The organism is Sphingopyxis sp. (genome assembly GCF_025869345.1).
Classification (GTDB): Bacteria; Pseudomonadota; Alphaproteobacteria; order Sphingomonadales; family Sphingomonadaceae; genus Sphingopyxis.
On the sequence record NZ_JAOZVW010000117.1, the window covers coordinates 71,709 to 89,136 of the forward strand.

The following is a 17,428-nucleotide window of genomic DNA, read 5'->3' on the forward strand; positions in this document are numbered from 1 at the left end:
TCATGAAATTCCGTCGTGCCATCCAGCGATACGGGCAGACGCCCGAACCCGAGACCCCCTATCAACGCGCGGGCCAGCTATGGGACGAGCGTATCGGCGGTGCCCGCGTGCAGGCGAAGAACTGGCGGCTGATGGCCTTCGGCGGCCTGCTGCTCACCACGGGCCTGTCGGCGGCGCTGATCTGGCAGTCGATGCAAAGCCGCGTCGTTCCCTATGTCGTCGAGGTCGACCAACTCGGCGAGGCGCGCGCGGTTGCGCCCGCCGCCACCGAATATCAAGCGACCGATCCGCAGATCGCTTGGCACCTTGGCAAGTTTATCGCCAACGTTCGATCGCGCTCGCTCGATCCGGTGTTGATGCGCGAGAACTGGCTGTCGGCCTATGACTTCGCAACCGAGCGAGCATCACTGTTCCTCGGCGAATATGCCCGGTCCGACAATCCGTTCGCCGAGGTCGGTCGCCGCACCGTGTCGGTGCAGGTCACGAGCGTCGTTCGGGCGTCGGACACCAGCTTTCAGGTCAAATGGACCGAGCAGGCCTATGAGCGCGGTAGCTTCGCCGGCACCTCGCGCTGGACCGCGATGGTGACGATCAAAGTGCAGCCGCCGCGCTCATCCGACGTGCTGCGCAAGAACCCGCTCGGCCTCTATGTCGATGCGATCGACTGGAGCCGCGAACTCGACTCCGATGTCCTGAAGCAGCTCGAACCCTTTCCGACGCCGGAGGAGCTGGTCGCGCCGCTATCCCCAGAGGCGCCGTCGGCAGAGCCGTCCGGCCTCCCGCTCGGCCCGCAGCTGGATCCCGACCCGTCGCAAATCCCCGAAAGGAGCGAACCATGATCCGTGCCGTCATTCTGTCGGCGAGCCTTCTCACGCTCGCAGTTCCCGCCGCGGCGAAACCCGTCACCGCTCAGCCTACCGCGAAGGTCGTCGCCGCGAACAAGGCCGCGCTGCGCGAACCGTCGAGCGCCGGCTTTGTCCGCGCCGTGCAGGTCTATCCCTATGCCGAAGGCGCGCTCTATAGACTCTATGCCGCGCCCGAGCGCATCACCGACATCGCCTTGCAGCCAGGCGAGACGATCACCTCGGTGGCCGCCGGCGACACGGTGCGCTGGACCGTCGGCGATACGACCAGCGGCAGCGGTGCCGACCAGCGCAAGCATATCTTCGTGAAGCCCTTCTCTGCCGGGCTTCGCACCAATCTCGTCATCACCACCTCCCGGCGCGTCTACCACGTCGAGCTGGAAAGCCGATCGACCGGCGCGATGGCGGCGCTGTCCTGGACCTATCCGCAGGACGAAATGATCGGGCTGCGTCGGCGGCAGGACGCGGCCACCGCCGCGGCGCCGGTCGCATCGGGCCTCGCGGTCGAACGGCTGAACTTCAATTATGCGATATCGGGCGACAAGCCGGCATGGCGACCGCTTCGCGCATTCGACGACGGGCGGCAGACCTTCATCGAGTTTCCGCCGTCGATCGCCGTCGGCGAAGCGCCGCCGCTGTTCGTCATCGGCGACGATGGCGAAGCCCAGCTCGTCAATTATCGCATGGCCGGGCGCTATTATGTCGTCGACCGCCTGTTCGGCGCCGCCGAACTGCGCCTCGGCGGCAAGAAGCAGAAGATCGTGCGGATAGAGACGGTGCAGCCCAAGCGGAGGCGCGGCCGTGACTGAACCCGTCCAACCGCCCGCCAAGGACGCACAGCCCAAGGCAGCGCCGCCCAAGGCCGACCCCGAAACGCTCGTCCTGCGCGCGGCGCCGGGGCGTGTGACCCGTTTTCGGCGCGGCGCGATCATCACCATTGCCGCCGTCGGATCGACCGCGATCGTTGGCGTCGCCTGGCTGGCATTGAAGCCCGCGAGCATTGGCATAGTCCTCCCGGCAGATGGCAAGGCGGTGGGTGCGAAGGCGCCGCCCGATGCCCTCGCGGGCGCGCCGACCAGCTATGGCGATGTGCGGCCGCTCGGGCCGCCGCTTCCCGGTGATCTAGGGCGACCCATTCTTAATCATCAGCGCGGGCTGGACATGGCGTCGGAGGACGACGGCGACGAGGCGGCACGGCGGGCAGCCCAGGAGGCAGAGGCCGAGCGCCAGCGCATCGCGGCCGAACAGCGCGCGGCGCGCGAATCCGGCGTGATGTTGCAAGTCGCCGGCAGTGCGGCTTCCGTCCGTCCCGCAACTGTCGCAGCAGCGACGGCACCCGAGTTGCCGATGCCTGCAAAGGCCGCAGAAGCGTCTGACCCGAACGGACAGCTGCGCAAGAACGCGATAATAGGTCGCGCTAATGATGACGGTGACGTGAACCCGCACGCGCTGACGCCGCCTATCTCGCCCTGGACCTTGCAGGCCGGGAGCGTCATCGCGGCGAGCCTCATCACCGGGCTGAATTCCGATTTGCCGGGGCTGTTGACGGCACAGGTCACCGAAAATGTCTATGACAGCGCGACCGGGCGGTCCCTACTTATCCCGCAGGGCTCGCGGTTAATTGGCAGCTACGATAGCGTCGTCGCCTTCGGTCAGAGCCGCGCGCTGGTGGTATGGCAGCGGATCATTCTTCCCGACGGCTCGTCGATCGGCATCGACAATGTTCCGGCGACCGATACGCAGGGTTATGCGGGCCTGTCCGACAAGATCGACCGGCATACATGGCAGCTCCTAAAGGGCGTCGCGCTCTCCACCCTGCTCGGGGCCGGGACGGAACTCGGATGGGGCGAGAGCGAAAGCGACCTTGTTCGTGCGATCCGGGAGTCCACACAGCAAAGCGGCGCGAGGGCAGGGGATCAGCTTGTCACCCGCAATCTCAATATCCAACCGACGCTGCGTGTTCGTCCCGGTTGGCCGCTCCGCATCGTCGTTCATAAGGATATTGTCGTCGGGCGGGTTTGGGGCGGCGCGCATGGCTGATCTCAAATTGCCGAAGTTGCCCGATCGGACTCCGGTGAAGATCACGATTGCCGTCTTGCCGGATCTCAAGCGAACACTGGACGAATATGCCCTCTTATATGCAGCCAGCTATGGGCAAGACGAATCGGTTGCCGACCTGATTCCGGCCATTCTCGAGACCTTCCTCGCTGGAGACCGGGCATTCGCCAAAGCGAAAAAGCGCGCGGATGCGGCTCGATGACACATCGCAGCGCAGCCATGTCGAAATCCGCCTCAAGCATCCGAGGTCACGGCAGAAGAGGACATACACCGAATGGACGATGACAATCTCTGGACGCCCCGGGAGCTAGCGAAGTTCCTGGGCTACACCGAAAGCACGATCTGCCGGATGGTTTCGCAGTGTCCCGATCGGCTGCCGCCTCGTGTCGCAACGCTCGGACGACCGCGGTGGCTTCCTGCCGTCGCGCGCGAATGGGCAATGACAAATAGCGATCAGCCGCCAGGGCGTGGGGGGCGGCCGCGAACTATCCGGTGATGAAAAATGGTCGGCCTGAGGGTGTCGCTCATCGCGCAATTTAAACGGCTCACAGATTTCTCCGTGTGCCAAATTGTGCCAAACCCCCTAAAAAACCCTTATATTTCAATGAAAATTGGTGCGGTCGAGAAGACTCGAACTTCCACGGCCTTTCGGCCACAACGACCTCAACGTTGCGCGTCTACCAGTTCCGCCACGACCGCACATCATGATGGTCCGGACGGGCCGGCACCAGGTAGGAGCGGGCGCCTAGCAAAGACTTTGGGGCGATGCAAGCGAGCTTCGCCGCTTTTATTTCGCCGCATGGCAAAGCGCGAGCCTGCGCGCTTGTGCGGATGTCACCGAACCGACTCCGAAGCGTCATCGGACTGTCACGGCTCTGGCGTCAGACCGTCATCGAATCACCCTAGTGGCGGCGTCACCGGGGGCGGGGCGGCTCATCTCCTCCTTTGTTCGCCGGTGGTTTTTCACAGCGCCCCTCGTGCGCACACCGGGAACGGAGAATTTCATGGCGGCTTTCGCACGCGTTCGTCTGATCATGCTGACCAGCGTGGCCTGTTCCACCCTTGCCGCCTGCGGCGCCGACGATGTGGCGTCGCCGGGCGAGGGGGGCACGATCATCATCAACCCCACGCCTACCCCGACGCCGACCCCCACCCCCACGCCGACTCCGACGCCGACCGTCACTCCGGCCGCGGGCTGCCCGACGATCGCCGACCCGCAGGGTCTGACCGACATCGGCACGATCAACAATCCGGCGATCGGCACCTTCCGCGTCTGCACGCTGCCCGCGCGCATCAAGAGCAGCATCACGCTGCCGAAGATCGCCGGCCTCGTTTATCAGATCGATGGCCGCGTCGACGTCGGCTACGATCAGGGGCCGACCGAGGAGTCGACCGACGAAGCGGACGTGACGCTGACGATCCAGCCCGGCGTCATCCTGTTCGGCAAATCGGGTCCGTCGTGGGTCAACGTCAATCGCGGCAACAAGATTCAGGCCGTCGGCACCGCGGCCCAGCCGATCATCTTCACCAGCCGCGACAATATCCAGGGCCTCAACACCGAAAACTCGTCGGGCCAGTGGGGCGGCGTGGTGCTCAGCGGCCGCGCCCCGGTCACCGACTGCGACGTCCCGGCCGCGACGCCGGGCAGCATCGCCTGCGAACGCAAGACCGAGGGTGCGGTCGATCCGGCGCTCTATGGCGGCGCCACCAGCAACGACAACAGCGGCCGGATGAGCTATGTCCAGATCCGCTTCTCGGGCTATGTCCTCTCGTCGAACAGCGAGCTTCAGTCGCTGACGTTGCAGGGCGTCGGATCGGCGACGCAGATCGACCATATCATGTCGTACAACAGCTCCGACGACGCGGTCGAAGTGTTCGGCGGCCACGCGCATGTGAAGCATTTCATCTCCGTCGGCGCCGAGGACGACAATCTCGACACCGACGTCGGCACCAAGGCGAATTTCCAGTACGGCATCGTCGTGCAGCGCCCGAACGTCGGCGACGCGATGATCGAGGCCGATACCGACAATGCGCTCGACGGCAACAATCCGCGCCAGAACACGCGCGTCGCGAACTTCGTCTTCTTCCAGAATTCGCAGAACGCCTCGTCGGACAAGGCGTCGATCCTGCTGCGCGGCGGCACCGATTACGGCATCTACAACTCGGTGCTGGTCAGCCCGACCAACCCCTGCATCAACATCAGCCGGACGCAGACCGCATCGGGGACGCAGAATGCCGCGATCGACGAATATGGCGCGCCGATTTTCCGTTCGGTGCTGATGCAGTGCGCGTCGCCCAAATATATCGACAGCGGCATCACCGCGGGCGCGGTGGCGTCGATCTTCGGCACCGGCTCGAACGGCAATGACGACGCCTATACGCCGACCTTCGCCAGCCTGTTCATCAACGGGGCGAACGAGACCAAGGTGGCGGCGTTCGACGTTTCGACGCTGAACGGACAGATGTTCAACGGCATCGAACTGACCCGCGCCGGCTTCTTCGACAAGACGAGCTATATCGGCGCGGTCAAGGATGCCAGCGATACCTGGTATCAGGGCTGGACCTGCAACAGCACTACCGCCGACTTCGGCACCGGCAACACGGGTCTCTGCACCTCGCTGCCGACCACCTGAGGCTTTTGCTTCGAAGGGGAGGGAGCGGTTGGCGCCGCTCCCTCTCACGCATATTTCTGCCCGTCTTCTGGGGATATCGTCATGTCCAAGCCGCTCCGGCTCGTCCGCCTGTTGTTGATGTCCACCGCGCTCGTCGCGCCCGCCGCGGCGATGGCGCAAGCAGAGCCCGCGGCGGAGACCCCCGCGCCGGCCGCCGCTGCCGACCCGGCGCCCGCCGATGCGGCCGCTCCGGCGGATGACGAGACCGACATTTCGATCCCCGGCGCCGATATCGTCGTCACCGGCCGCCGCACCGCCAATATCGAACGCAGCGCGCCGCAGGTGGTCTCGGTCCTCGGCGCCGCCGACATCGCGCGGACGGGCGAGGGCAATATCGCCGGCGCGCTCGGCCGCGTCACCGGCCTCAGCGTTGTCGGCAACGGCTTCGTCTATGTCCGCGGGCTCGGCGACCGCTATTCGCTAGCGCTCCTCAACGGCTCGCCGCTGCCGAGCCCCGAGCCGCTGAAGCGCGTCGTCCCGCTCGATATCTTCCCCTCCAGCATCATCGCCTCGTCGCTGGTGCAGAAAAGCTATTCGGCGAATTTCCCCGGCGAGTTCGGCGGCGGCGTGATCAACCTGACGACCAAGGCGGTTCCGCGCGAACCCTTCCTCGAGATCGGCGCGAGCATCGGCGGCAATTCGGAAACCACCGGCCGGCTCGGTTACACCTATTACGGCACCGGCAGCGACTGGACCGGCTTCGGCGACGGCGGCCGCAAGCTGCCGCCCGCCTATGCCGCGTGGCGCGCCTCGGGGCTGCGCATCAACGACCCCGGCGTCAACCAGCAGGCGATCGCCGGCCAGTTCGTCACCGCGCGCAACGGCATCGTCCAGCGCAACGACGACATGCCCGTCAACTGGGGTGCGAATATCACCGGCGGCAAGGCGTGGGACCTCGGCGGCACCGAGATCGGCCTGATCGCGACCGCGGGCTATACCAGCAAATGGCGCAGCCGCGCGGTGACGCAGCAGACCGCGAACGCGCTCGACCTGTCGTCGCTCAACACGGACATCCACCGCGTCATCACCGACAACCGCGTCGTCGCGAACGCGCTGCTCGGGCTCAGCGCCGAGTTCGGTGAGAACAAGGTTCGCTGGACCAGCCTCTATATCCGCGACACGATCAAGCAGGCGCGTCTCGGCGCCGAGGACCGCCCCGACACCGCCGACGCGAACCCCGGGGTCAGCTTTCAGTATCAGGACACCGCCTGGTATGCGCGCCAGCTCATCGACACCCAGTTCGTCGGCGAGTTTCAGCCGTTCGACGACCTCGGCATCGACGTCCGCGCGGGCTATGCCAATTCGCAGCGCGAGGCGCCGTTCGAGCTGAGCTTCCTCTACAGCCGCTCAAACAGCCCGACCGACCCCTATGGCCAGTTCTTCACCAACACGCTGAACACGGGGCAGCGGCCGGGCAGCGCGTCGATCGCCTTTTCCGACCTCAACGAGGATCTTTATTCGGCGGGGATCGACCTGACGTGGGAGATCGCGCCGCGCGTCAAGGCGGTCTACGGCTATGCCTATAGCGACACGAACCGCGTCACCGAGCGCCGCGACTTCCTGTTCCAGGGCAACAATAATATCCCGATCGCGGTCGCGCTGCTGCGGCCCGACCTGCTGCTGTCGCAGACGATGATCTGCTTCCCGCCGCTCAATCCGCCGACCGACCCCGATTGCCCGGCGAACCCCAGCCCGACGGGGATCAGCCTGGTCGACAGCACCGGGTCGAACCCGACCTTCCGCGCGACGTTGCGCAATCATGCGGCCTATTTCCAGATTCAGGCGGACCTGCTCGACCAGCTCAACGTCAATATCGGCGCCCGCTATGAGAGTGCGACCCAGCGCGTGTCGCCGGTTCAGGTCTATACGGTCAGCCCGACGCTGCCGCCGCCGACCAACCTCAGCCGCGACTATCTGCTCCCCGCGGCGACGCTGACATATGAGATTCAGCCGCAGATGCAGATCCGCCTCAGTGCGTCGAAGACGATCGCGCGGCCGCAGTTCCGCGAACTGGTGTTCCAGACCTATTACGACCCCGACACCAACCGCAATTTCCAGGGCAATCCGCTGCTCGTCGACAGCCAGCTTTATAATGCCGAGGGCCGTTTCGAATGGTATTTCGCGCCCGAACAGCGCGTGTCGATCGGCGGCTTCTGGAAGAAGATCAAGAATCCGATCGAAACCTATGCCAGCTTCGACGGCAACAGCGTGACGACCCGCTTCGCCAACGCGCCCGAGGCGACGCTCTATGGCGTCGAGTTCGAGTTCAAGAAATATGTCGACCTGAGCGGCTGGGGCGACGGCTTCTGGGCCAACCGCCGCGCCGTGTTCATCGGCAATTACACCTGGTCGCAGTCGAAGCTGAAGGTCGGAGCCGACGACCCGGTGCAGGCCTATCCCTTCACCGGCGCGACGCTGGCGAGCCAGTTCTTCCGCGACGGCGCGCCGCTGACCGGCCAGTCGGACCATCTGGTCAACGTCGAGTTCGGCCTGGAGGATACCGAACGCCTGTCGCAGCAGACGATCCTCGTCTCCTATGCCTCCGACCGCGTCACGCGGCGCGGGCCGTCGGGCCAGCCCGACATCTTCGAGCGGCCGGGGGTTCAGCTCGACTTCGTCGCGCGGCAGGGCATCCGGATGTTCGGCAAGGAGCTTGAGCTGAAGTTCGAGGCGCGCAACCTGCTCGGCACCAAATATAAGGAAATGCAGGAATCGGGCGGCAACCGGATTTATTATAATCTCTACAAGCCCGGCGCGACCTTCTCGCTCGGCGGGTCGGTGAAGTTCTGAGCCGCCCGCAAGCCCCTCCTCTTTAGAGGAGGGGTTGGGGTGGTGGACGCCGGTGCTGAGCACCACCCCGCTGCGACTAGCGAGCAAGCTCGCAAGTCTCGCTACCCCTCCTCTAAAGAGGAGGGGCTTGAATTGGGGCGCGTCGGCGGACTCGCCCCTCTGACAAAAAACTGTAATCTTCCCGTCAACTGATTGTCATCGATCGCGCCTAGGCGATTCGCGATGCAGCCTTTCAGTTGGGGGACAGGGACGACGCCATGGCAGAGCTGATGACCGGATCGGCCGTTCGGCTGCCGCGCGCGCTGCCGTCGTGGCTGCGCATCGGCAAACGCGCGCCGCGCGACGTCCTGCCGCTGCTGCTCGTCGGGCTGCTCGGTGTCTTGCTGATCGGGCAATGCATTCGCCTGCTCTGGGCGCTGGCGGTGCCGCTGTCGCCGCTCGGCGCGTGGCAGCCGCAAACGGCGGTGATCGCGTCCCCGGCGGAGCGGCGTGCGCTCTTTTCCAGCATCGACCCCTTCTTTCGCACCGCGCAGCAGGGGCCGGCGAATGCGACCGTCACCGCGCTCGGCCTGACGCTGTTTGGGGTCAATCTCAACGAGGCGACCGGCGGCGGGTCGGCGATTATCGCGGGCGAGGACGGGGTGCAGACCAGCTATGCCGTCGGCGACGAGATCGCGCCGGGGGTGAAGCTCGCCGGCGTCGCCTTCGACCATGTGCTGCTCGACCGCGGCGGCACGCGCGAAAGCCTGTTCCTCGATCAGAGCGGCGAGGCGCCGGTCGCCAATCCCACGCTGCCCGCGCCGACGCCCGAGGTCGGCAGCGCCCCGGCGGCGGCGGAAGGCGCGATGACGCCCGAGGCGCTCAAGGCCGGGGTCGGCTTTGCGCCGCGGACCGAAAATGGTCGGATCACCGGCCTCGTCGTCCAGCCGCAGGGCGACGGCACCGTCTTTCGCACCGCGGGGCTCCGGCCCGGCGACGTCATCCGCTCGGTGAACGGCCGCCCGATCGCCTCGGCGGGCGATGCCGCCGCTCTTGCGAATCAGTTCGCGCCCGGCGTGCGCCTTTCGCTCGAGGTCGAGCGCGGTGCCAGTGTCGTTCCCGTCGCCATCCTTTTGTCGAAATAGGTCCCATGCGTCTCAAACTGTCCCTGATGCTCGCCGCCGCGCTCGTGTCCGCCACGCCGGGCCCGGCGCTCGCGCAATATACGCTGAATGTCCGCGACGCCGACATCCGCGCCTTCATTCAGGATGCGGCGCGGATCACCGGGCGCACCTTCGTCATCGACGGGCGCGTCAACGGCAAGGTGTCGGTCGTCACCGACCGGCCGCTGTCGCGCAGCGAATATTTCGAGATTTTCCTGTCGACGCTGCGCTCGAACGGGCTGGTCGCGGTGCCGGGGCCGAACGGCGCCTATCGCATCCAGCCGATCGACGGCGCGGCGGCGCAGCCGGGGCGGATCGGCAGCGACCGCGCGGCGCAGAACCAGTTCGTGACCGAGATCATCCGCCTCAAGCATATCGACGCGGTCGCGGCGGTCGAGACGCTGCGCCCGCTGGTCAGCCCGCAGGGATCGTTGACCGCGAACCGCAATGCCAACAGTCTGGTTGTCGCCGATTTCGCCGACAATATCCGCCGTATCCGCGCGCTGGCATCGAGCATCGACCGCGACAGCTCGACCAGCCAGATCGTCACGCTGAAGAATGCCGGCGCGCGCGAAATCGCCGCCGCGCTCACCGCGCTCGTCCCGGCGGCGGGCGAGGGGGCAAAGGCGCCGCTCGCGATCGTTCCGATCGACAGCAGCAACGCCATCGCGCTGCGCGGCGACCAGACGCTGGTCGCGCGCTTCGTCTCGATGGCGAACGACCTCGATGCGAAGGCGGCGGGGGGCACCGAACTTCGCGTCTATTGGCTCGAACATGCCAATGCCGAAACCCTGCTGCCGACGCTGCAACAGCTTGTCGGCGGCGGCAGCGATCCGGCGCAGAAGGCGGGCTTGCCGCCGGCGACATCCTCCTCCTCGACGACGGCGGGCGGCAGCACGCCGGCTCCGAGCGCCGCGCCCGCGACGCCGACGCCGACGTCGGTCAGCGGCTCGGGCGGCAGCATCGCGACGCGCGGCCCGGCGATCGTCACCCGCTACGAAGGCGCGAACGCGATCATCGTCGCCGCGAACAGCGAAGTGCAGCGGATGCTCGGCGAGCTGATCCGCCAGCTCGACAGCCGCCGCGAACAGGTGCTGGTCGAGGCGATCGTCGTCGAGATCGGCGACGATGCGGCGAAACGGCTCGGCGTCCAGTTCCTGCTCGGCGGCAAGAACATCCCCTTCGTTGCGACCAATTACAGCAATGCGCAGCCGAACATCTTCACCCTCGGCGGTGCCTATGCCGCGACCAAGCTGACCGAGGACAAGACCACGGTCGACGGCACCACCGTCGTCACTCAGACGTCGAGTGCGCTCGGCAGCAGCCTGCAGGAAGCGGCGGCGGCGTCGCTGCTGTCGGCCACCGGCGGCTTCGCGGGCTTTGCGGGCGACATCGGCAAGAACACCGTGTTCGGCGCGATCATCAACGCGGTGAAATCCGACACGACGTCGAACCTGCTCGCGACCCCGCATATCGTGACGCTCGACAATCAGGCCGCGAAATTCCTCGTCGGGCAGGAGGTGCCGATCACGACGGGCGAGGCGCTGAGCAAGAATTTCGACAACGCCTTCCGCACCGTCCAGCGCGAGGAGGTCGGCATCAAGCTGGAGGTCACGCCGCAGGTCAACGGCGCGGGCGAGGTCAAATTGTTCCTGCGCCAGGAAGTGTCGAGCGTCGCCGGGCCGGTGTCGTCGCGCAACAGCGATCTCATCCTCAACAAGCGGTCGTTCGAGACGGTGCTGACCGTCGACGACGGCGAGATCCTCGCGATCGGCGGTCTGCTCAACGACGACGAGCGCCGGACGATCGAGCGCATTCCGTTGCTCAGCGACATTCCGCTGATCGGCGAACTCTTCAAGTCGCGCAGCCGCAGCCGGTCGAAGACGAACCTGATGGTCTTCATCCGCCCGACGATCCTGCGCAGCCGCGAGGATAATGCCGCGCTCACCGCGCGCCGCTACGGCTATATCCGCGACTTCCAGCTCCAGCGGAACCCGAATGAGGAACCCGCGATCGACACGCTGGTGCGCGACTATATGGGGACGACCCCGCCGTCGCCGCCGACCGCCGACGACGTGACCGTCGGTCCGGTCGATCTGCCCGCGCTGCGCGGGCAGGGCGGTACCGTCGCGCCGGCCGAGGTTCCGCCTTCGATTTCGCAGGCGCCCGCGCCTCCGGCCGGAGACAATCCGTGACCGACGCCGAACCGGCTGCGCCGCCAGCGGCGCCGGTCGATATTCCCTATGCTTTCGCGCGCGCGCACGGCGTCGTCATCGCCGAGGACGAGGGCGAGCACTGGCTCGCGACCTTGCGCGAGGGCAGCGATCCGGCGGTGCTGATCGAGGTGAAGCGCTATCTTGCGCAGCCGATCCGCGTCGCGACCGCGAGCCCGGCCGACTTCGACCGGCTGCTCTCCGACCATTATGCCGTCGATGCCTCGGCGGCGGCGATGGCGGGAACGGTGGGCGGCAGCGACCTCGAACTCGGCATCCCGAGCGCCGAGGATCTGCTCGACAGCGCCGACGACGCCCCGGCGATCCGCCTGATCAACGCGATCATCGCCGAAGCGGTGCGGCAGGGCGTCAGCGACATCCATGTCGAGCCCTATGAGAGCGGGCTCGTCGTGCGGATGCGCACCGATGGCGTGCTGCGCGAGCATCTGCGGATGCCGCCGCACGTCGCCCCTGTCGTCGTCAGCCGTATCAAGGTGATGGCGCGCCTCGACATCGCCGAGCGCCGCGTGCCGCAGGACGGGCGCATCGCGCTGACGCTGGCGGGCAAGGCGGTCGACGTTCGCGTCTCGACGCTGCCGAGCCGCGCGGGCGAGCGCGTCGTGATGCGTATCCTCGACAAGGACACGGCGGGGATCGACTTCGACGTCCTCGGCCTCTCGGGCGAGGCCGACCGGATATTGCGCGAGGCGCTGGCCGAACCCAACGGCATCATCCTCGTCACCGGTCCGACCGGATCGGGCAAGACGACGACGCTCTATGCCGCACTGAAACAGCTCAACGACGGCCAGCGCAATATCCTGACCGTCGAGGACCCGGTCGAATATGCCGTCGACGGCGTCGGCCAGACGCAGGTCAATGCCAAGGTCGGGCTCGATTTCGCGGCCGGGCTGCGCGCGATCCTGCGCCAGGACCCGGACGTCGTGATGGTCGGTGAAATCCGCGACCGCGAAACCGCCGACATCGCGGTGCAGGCGTCGCTGACCGGGCACCTTGTCCTCTCGACCGTCCACACCAACGATGCGGTCGGCGCGATCACGCGCCTCAAGGATCTGAAGGTCGAGCCGTTCCTGCTTGCCTCGACGCTGCGCGCGGTGCTCGCGCAGCGGCTTGTGCGCAAGCTTTGCGACCATTGCCGCGAACCGGTGCAGGCCGACAACGGCATCGCCGCGGTGCTGGGTCTCGACATCGGCACGGTGATCTGGAAACCGAAGGGGTGCGGCGAGTGCGGCGGCACCGGCTTCAAGGGCCGCGTCGGGGTGTTCGAGGCGATCCGCGTCGACGAGACGGTGCGCCGCTACATCTACGCCGGCGGCGACGAGGCGATGATCGCGAAGCACGCCTTCCTGAAGGCGCCGACGCTCGCCAGTGCGGCGCGCGCGATGGTCGCGAAGGGGCTGACGACGCCCGAGGAGGCGATCCGCATCGCGCGGCGCGAGGACGTCGATGCCTGATTATCGCTATGTGGCGATCGATCCCCAGGGCCGCGAACGCAAGGGGCGGCTGACCGCTGCGAACGACGATGCGGCGCGCGCCGGCCTGATCGCGCGCAAATTCCATATCGTCGCGGTCGAGGAGGCGGGGGCGAAGCCCGCGGGCCGCTCGCTGCTCGCTTTCCGCAAGGACAAGCTCGGCCACAAGGAACTCGCGCTCTTCACGCGCCAGCTCGCGACGCTCGTCGAGGTCGCGCCGCTCGAAGAGGCGCTGCGCACGCTGACGCGGCAGAGCGAGGCCGAAAGCGCGCGTGCGGTGATCGGCGACGTTCATGCGGGGCTGCTCGAAGGCCGCCGCCTCGCCGACGCGATGGCGCGCCAGCCCGCCAGTTTTCCGCCGCTCTATCGCGCGATGGTGGCGGCGGGCGAGACGACGGGGAGCCTCACCACGATTCTCGCGCGCCTCGCCGACCTGCTCGAACGCCAGGCCGAGGTGCGCGGCAAGCTGATCGCCGCGCTCGCTTATCCCGTCGTGCTGGCCTTCGTCGCGGTCGGGGTCGTCGCGGCGCTGATGATCTTCGTCGTCCCCCGCGTCGTCGAGCAGTTCGACGATGTCGGGCAGCAATTGCCGTTCCTGACCCGCGCGGTGATCGCGATTTCCAGCTTTGCGGCGAACTGGTGGTGGCTCGCGCTGCTGCTGATCGCCGGTGCCGTTTTCGGCTGGGTTCGCGCGCTGCGGCGCCCCGCGTTCAAGGCGGCGGTCGATGCGCGCCTCTTGCGCCTGCCGCTGATCGGCCGGCTGCTCCGCGACCTTTATGCCGCGCGTTTCGCCCGCACGCTGTCGACGATGGTGTCGAGCCGCCTGCCGCTGGTCGAGGGGCTGCGGCTGACCGTGCCGACGATCCGCAACGCGGCGCTGGCGAGCGCGACCGCGGGCATCGTCGATCAGGTGCGCGCGGGCGGCAGCCTGTCGGCGGCGCTGCGCGATGCCGGGGTCTTCCCGCCCTTGCTCGTCTACATGACCGCGAGCGGCGAAAGCGCGGGGCGGTTGGAGCAGATGCTCGAACGCGCCGCCGACTATCTGGAGCGCGAGTTCGATCGCTTCACCGCCGCGTCGATGGCCTTACTCGAACCTGTCATAATTGTCGTTATGGGGTCGTGCGTCGCACTCATCATCCTCTCCATCCTGCTGCCGATCCTCCAGTTGCAGAACCTTGCGGGGTTATAATATCATGTCGCTGATGCAGCTTTTCCTTCGCCTGATGCTCGACTCGTCGCGGCCCATTCGCCGCAGGAAGGACGAGCGCGGCTTCACCCTGACCGAGCTGATGGTCGTGATCTTCATCATCGGGCTGCTTGCGACGGTCGTGATGATCAACGTGCTGCCGAGCCAGAACAAGGCGATGGTGACCAAGGCGAAGGCCGACATCGCGACGCTCGAAAGCGCGCTCGAACAATATCGGCTCGACAATCTGGCCTATCCTGCGACCACCGACGGGCTGAACGCGCTCGTCACCGCGCCGCCCGCGCTCGCGCAGCCCGAGCGCTATCGCCGCGGCGGCTATATCAAGAAGCTGCCGAGCGACCCCTGGGGCCGGCCCTATAATTATCAGGCGCCCGCCGCGAACGGAAAGGCGTTCGACGTCTGGTCGATGGGCGCCGATGGCGCGCCGGGCGGAACCGACGACAATGCCGACATCCACGGAGAAGGTTGAGCCGCACCCCGGTGAGCGCGGCTTCACGCTCGTCGAACTGATGGTCGTACTCGCGATTCTCGGCCTCGCCGCAACTGCGGTCGTGCTGACGCTTCCCGGCGAGGAGCGGACGGTGCGGAGCGAAGCCGACCGGCTGGCCGCGCGCCTCGCCGCCGCGCGCGATGTCGCGGTGATCGAGGGACGCAGCATATCGGTGAATTTCGCGCCCTCGGGCTATGGCTTCGAGCGGCGGATCGACGGCGCGTGGCAGCCGCTTCCGGGTCGCGCCTTCGCACAGCGGAACTGGCCGAACGGCATCCGCTTCACCGCGGGCGACGGACAGGCGGCGGCGCGCGTCCGCTTCGACCGCATCGGCACCAGCCCGACGCCGCAGGCGGTCGTGCTCAGCGGCGGCGACGCGCGCGAAGTCGTGCGTATCTCCGCTATGGGGGAGGTCAGCCGTGGCGAATGACGCGCGCGGCTTCACCCTGCTGGAAATGCTCGTCGCGCTCAGCATCATCAGCATCGCGGCGCTGACGCTGGTGCGGCTCGACGCTTATGCCGTGCGCACCGCGGGCGATCTCGACGAAAGCACGATGGCGGGCATCGTCGCGCAGAACCGCGCGGTCGAGCTGTGGACCGACCCCGCGCCGCCGGCGATCGGGGCGAGCGCGAGCAGCGTCGCCAATGCGGGGCGGAGCTGGCGCATCGAACAGCGCGTCGCGCCGACCGCCGACGCCGCGCTGCTGCGCATCGACCTGATCGTGCGGCCCGAAAGCGGGCGCGGGCAGGCGGCGCTGACGATCATCAGGCCGTCGCGGTGAGGGAGGATCTGACCCCACCGTGTGTCCCCGCGAAGGCGGGGACCCAGAGCGTCCTCGAGCGACGGCGCGCGCTCTCTCTCTGGATCCCCGCCTTCGCGGGGGAACATGAAAGGGGTGATGCGCGCGGCTTTACGCTCGTGGAAATGCTCGTCTCGTTGTCGATCTTCGCGGCGATCGCGGCGATGGGCGTCGGCCTGCTCCGCAGCAGCGTCGATACGCAGGACGCGGTGCAGCAGCGTTTGAAAGGCATGAGCGGGCTCAACCGGGTGCGCGCGGTGATGGCGAACGATCTGGCGCAGGCGGTGCCGCGCTCGACGCGCGGCCCGTCGGGCGAGGCCGTGCCCGCCTTTCTCGGCTCGTCGTCGGGCTTCGCTTTCGTTCATGCCGGTGCGCCATCGGATGGCACGCGGCCCGACATCGAGCGCGTCGGCTATGCGCTGGTCGGCGGCGAATGGCGGCGCGCGACGCAGCCGATGCTCGACGGCACCGCGCTCTCCGATGGCGACCGGCTGGTCGATGAAGTCGCAGGCGTCGCCGTCCGCTATCGCGACGAGCGCGGCAACTGGTCCGAAAGCTGGACGAGCGACCCCGGCGATCGCCTGCCGCGCGCGGTCGAGGTGCGGCTGACCCGCACCGGCCGCGCGCCGCTGACGATGCTGTTCCTGACCGCGCCCGCCGTCCCGCCGCCGCCCGTAGTGCAGGCGGCTGCGCCATGATGCGCGGCGGACAGGGGGAGCGCGGCGCGGCGCTGCTGGCGGTGCTGCTGCTCGTCGCGGTGATGGCGGTGATCGCGGCGACCGCGCTCGACCGGCTGATGCTGGCAACGCGCATCGCGGGCAGCGCCGCGACGGTCGATCAGGGCCGCGCCTACGCCTTTGCCGCCGAAGAGATCGCGCTGCGCCGCGTCGCCAGCCTCGTCGCGCGCGATCCGGCGCGGCTGACGCTCGACGGCGGCTGGCTGGGGCGCGATTTCACCCTGCCGCTGCCAGGCGGCGAAGGGCGGGCGCGGCTGACCGACGCGAACAACTGCTTCAATCTCAACAGCCTGGTCGCCGAAGTGACTCCGGGCCGGCTCAGCCGGCGATCGGGGGCGATCGCCCAGTTCGCGGCACTGATGAGGCTCGTCGGCATCGATGACGGGCAGGCGCAGCAGATCGCGGGCGCGACCGCCGACTGGATCGACAGCGACAGCAATGAAGGACCGCTTGGCGCCGAGGATAATGTCTATCGCGGAACGGCGGAAAATTATCTCGCCGCCAACCGCAAGATGGCGGACATCAGCGAGCTGCGCGCGGTGCGCGGCGTGACCCCCAAAATCTATGCGCAGCTCAAACCCTGGATATGCGTGCTGCCCGAGGCCGATCCGGTGAAGCTCAACGTCAACACGCTGGCGCCCGAACAGGCGCCGCTGATCGCGATGCTGATGCCCGGCGAATTGACCGCCGCCGATGCGCGCGCGGCGCTGGCGACACGGCCCGCCGGCGGCTATGGCAGCAGCGTGAGATTCTGGGATGCGCGGGCGTTCGAAGGGCGCAAGCCGCCGCAGGACGTCGCCGAACAGGCCCGGGTGAACAGCCGCTGGCTGATGCTGACGACAAGGGTGACGATGGGGGACGGAGTGTTGACGGCAAGATCGCTCATCGATGCCAATGGCGGCGCGGCCGGTGCCGGGCAGGCGTCGCCGCTGATCGTCCGCCGCGACTGGGGCGAGAGCGACTGAG

The 17,428-nt window shown here is 67.4% G+C and carries 15 protein-coding genes and 1 tRNA gene; 15 read left to right on the forward strand and 1 reads right to left on the reverse strand.

The annotated features are described in order from the left end of the window. Positions 1-2 precede the first annotated feature (2 nt). The 4 genes from trbF to OJI97_RS12190 are packed head-to-tail and all read left to right on the forward strand — an operon-like array spanning position 3 to position 3,123. Entirely contained in the window at positions 3-839 is an 837-nt protein-coding gene (trbF, locus tag OJI97_RS12175; protein WP_297663826.1) for a conjugal transfer protein TrbF, read from the forward strand. Further along, complete coding sequence (gene trbG, locus OJI97_RS12180; RefSeq protein ID WP_297663828.1) at positions 836-1,672, forward strand: P-type conjugative transfer protein TrbG; 837 nt, start codon at positions 836-838, stop codon at positions 1,670-1,672. Before trbF ends, trbG begins: the two co-directional genes overlap by 4 nt. Then, the gene (locus tag OJI97_RS12185) at positions 1,665-2,903 is read left to right on the forward strand and encodes a TrbI/VirB10 family protein (RefSeq protein WP_297663830.1); all 1,239 of its coding nucleotides are present in this window, start codon (positions 1,665-1,667) and stop codon (positions 2,901-2,903) included. The genes trbG and OJI97_RS12185 overlap by 8 nt, the downstream gene beginning before the upstream one ends. Then, on the forward strand, positions 2,896-3,123 hold the full coding sequence (locus OJI97_RS12190; protein ID WP_297663832.1) for a DUF2274 domain-containing protein: 228 nt from the start codon (positions 2,896-2,898) through the stop codon (positions 3,121-3,123). Before OJI97_RS12185 ends, OJI97_RS12190 begins: the two co-directional genes overlap by 8 nt. A gap of 410 nt (positions 3,124-3,533) precedes the next feature. On the opposite strand, the gene OJI97_RS12195 is transcribed toward OJI97_RS12190, so the two are convergent. Then, positions 3,534-3,620, reverse strand: a tRNA-Leu gene (locus OJI97_RS12195). 305 nt (positions 3,621-3,925) lie between these two features. On the opposite strand from OJI97_RS12195, the gene OJI97_RS12200 reads away from it, so the two are divergent. The 11 genes from OJI97_RS12200 (at position 3,926) to gspK (ending at position 17,427) form a co-directional block, all read left to right on the forward strand. Then, the gene (locus OJI97_RS12200) at positions 3,926-5,554 is read left to right on the forward strand and encodes a hypothetical protein (RefSeq protein ID WP_297663834.1); all 1,629 of its coding nucleotides are present in this window, start codon (positions 3,926-3,928) and stop codon (positions 5,552-5,554) included. A gap of 81 nt (positions 5,555-5,635) precedes the next feature. Next, positions 5,636-8,383, forward strand: coding sequence for a TonB-dependent receptor (locus OJI97_RS12205; protein ID WP_297663836.1), 2,748 nt, complete (start codon positions 5,636-5,638; stop codon positions 8,381-8,383). A gap of 257 nt (positions 8,384-8,640) precedes the next feature. Continuing rightward, positions 8,641-9,507 carry a type II secretion system protein N gene (locus OJI97_RS12210; protein WP_297663838.1) on the forward strand — a complete coding sequence of 289 codons (867 nt, stop codon included), beginning with the start codon at positions 8,641-8,643 and terminating at the stop codon, positions 9,505-9,507. Between the two features lie 5 nt (positions 9,508-9,512). Beyond that, entirely contained in the window at positions 9,513-11,720 is a 2,208-nt protein-coding gene (gene gspD / locus OJI97_RS12215) for a type II secretion system secretin GspD (RefSeq protein ID WP_297663839.1), read from the forward strand. Further along, the gene (locus OJI97_RS12220; RefSeq protein WP_297663842.1) at positions 11,717-13,210 is read left to right on the forward strand and encodes an ATPase, T2SS/T4P/T4SS family; all 1,494 of its coding nucleotides are present in this window, start codon (positions 11,717-11,719) and stop codon (positions 13,208-13,210) included. Before gspD ends, OJI97_RS12220 begins: the two co-directional genes overlap by 4 nt. Then, entirely contained in the window at positions 13,203-14,417 is a 1,215-nt protein-coding gene (gspF, locus tag OJI97_RS12225; RefSeq protein WP_297663844.1) for a type II secretion system inner membrane protein GspF, read from the forward strand. Before OJI97_RS12220 ends, gspF begins: the two co-directional genes overlap by 8 nt. 4 nt (positions 14,418-14,421) lie before the next feature. Next, complete coding sequence (gene gspG / locus OJI97_RS12230; protein WP_297663846.1) at positions 14,422-14,904, forward strand: type II secretion system major pseudopilin GspG; 483 nt, start codon at positions 14,422-14,424, stop codon at positions 14,902-14,904. Beyond that, a complete protein-coding gene (locus tag OJI97_RS12235) occupies positions 14,879-15,355 on the forward strand; it encodes a GspH/FimT family pseudopilin (RefSeq protein ID WP_297663847.1) in 477 nt (158 codons plus the stop codon). The genes gspG and OJI97_RS12235 overlap by 26 nt, the downstream gene beginning before the upstream one ends. Further along, positions 15,345-15,707 carry a type II secretion system minor pseudopilin GspI gene (gspI, locus tag OJI97_RS12240; protein ID WP_297663849.1) on the forward strand — a complete coding sequence of 121 codons (363 nt, stop codon included), beginning with the start codon at positions 15,345-15,347 and terminating at the stop codon, positions 15,705-15,707. Before OJI97_RS12235 ends, gspI begins: the two co-directional genes overlap by 11 nt. A gap of 83 nt (positions 15,708-15,790) precedes the next feature. Beyond that, positions 15,791-16,423 carry a type II secretion system minor pseudopilin GspJ gene (gene gspJ, locus OJI97_RS12245; RefSeq protein WP_297663930.1) on the forward strand — a complete coding sequence of 211 codons (633 nt, stop codon included), beginning with the start codon at positions 15,791-15,793 and terminating at the stop codon, positions 16,421-16,423. Next, the gene (gene gspK, locus OJI97_RS12250) at positions 16,420-17,427 is read left to right on the forward strand and encodes a type II secretion system minor pseudopilin GspK (protein WP_297663851.1); all 1,008 of its coding nucleotides are present in this window, start codon (positions 16,420-16,422) and stop codon (positions 17,425-17,427) included. The genes gspJ and gspK overlap by 4 nt, the downstream gene beginning before the upstream one ends. Position 17,428: the final 1 nt, after the last annotated feature.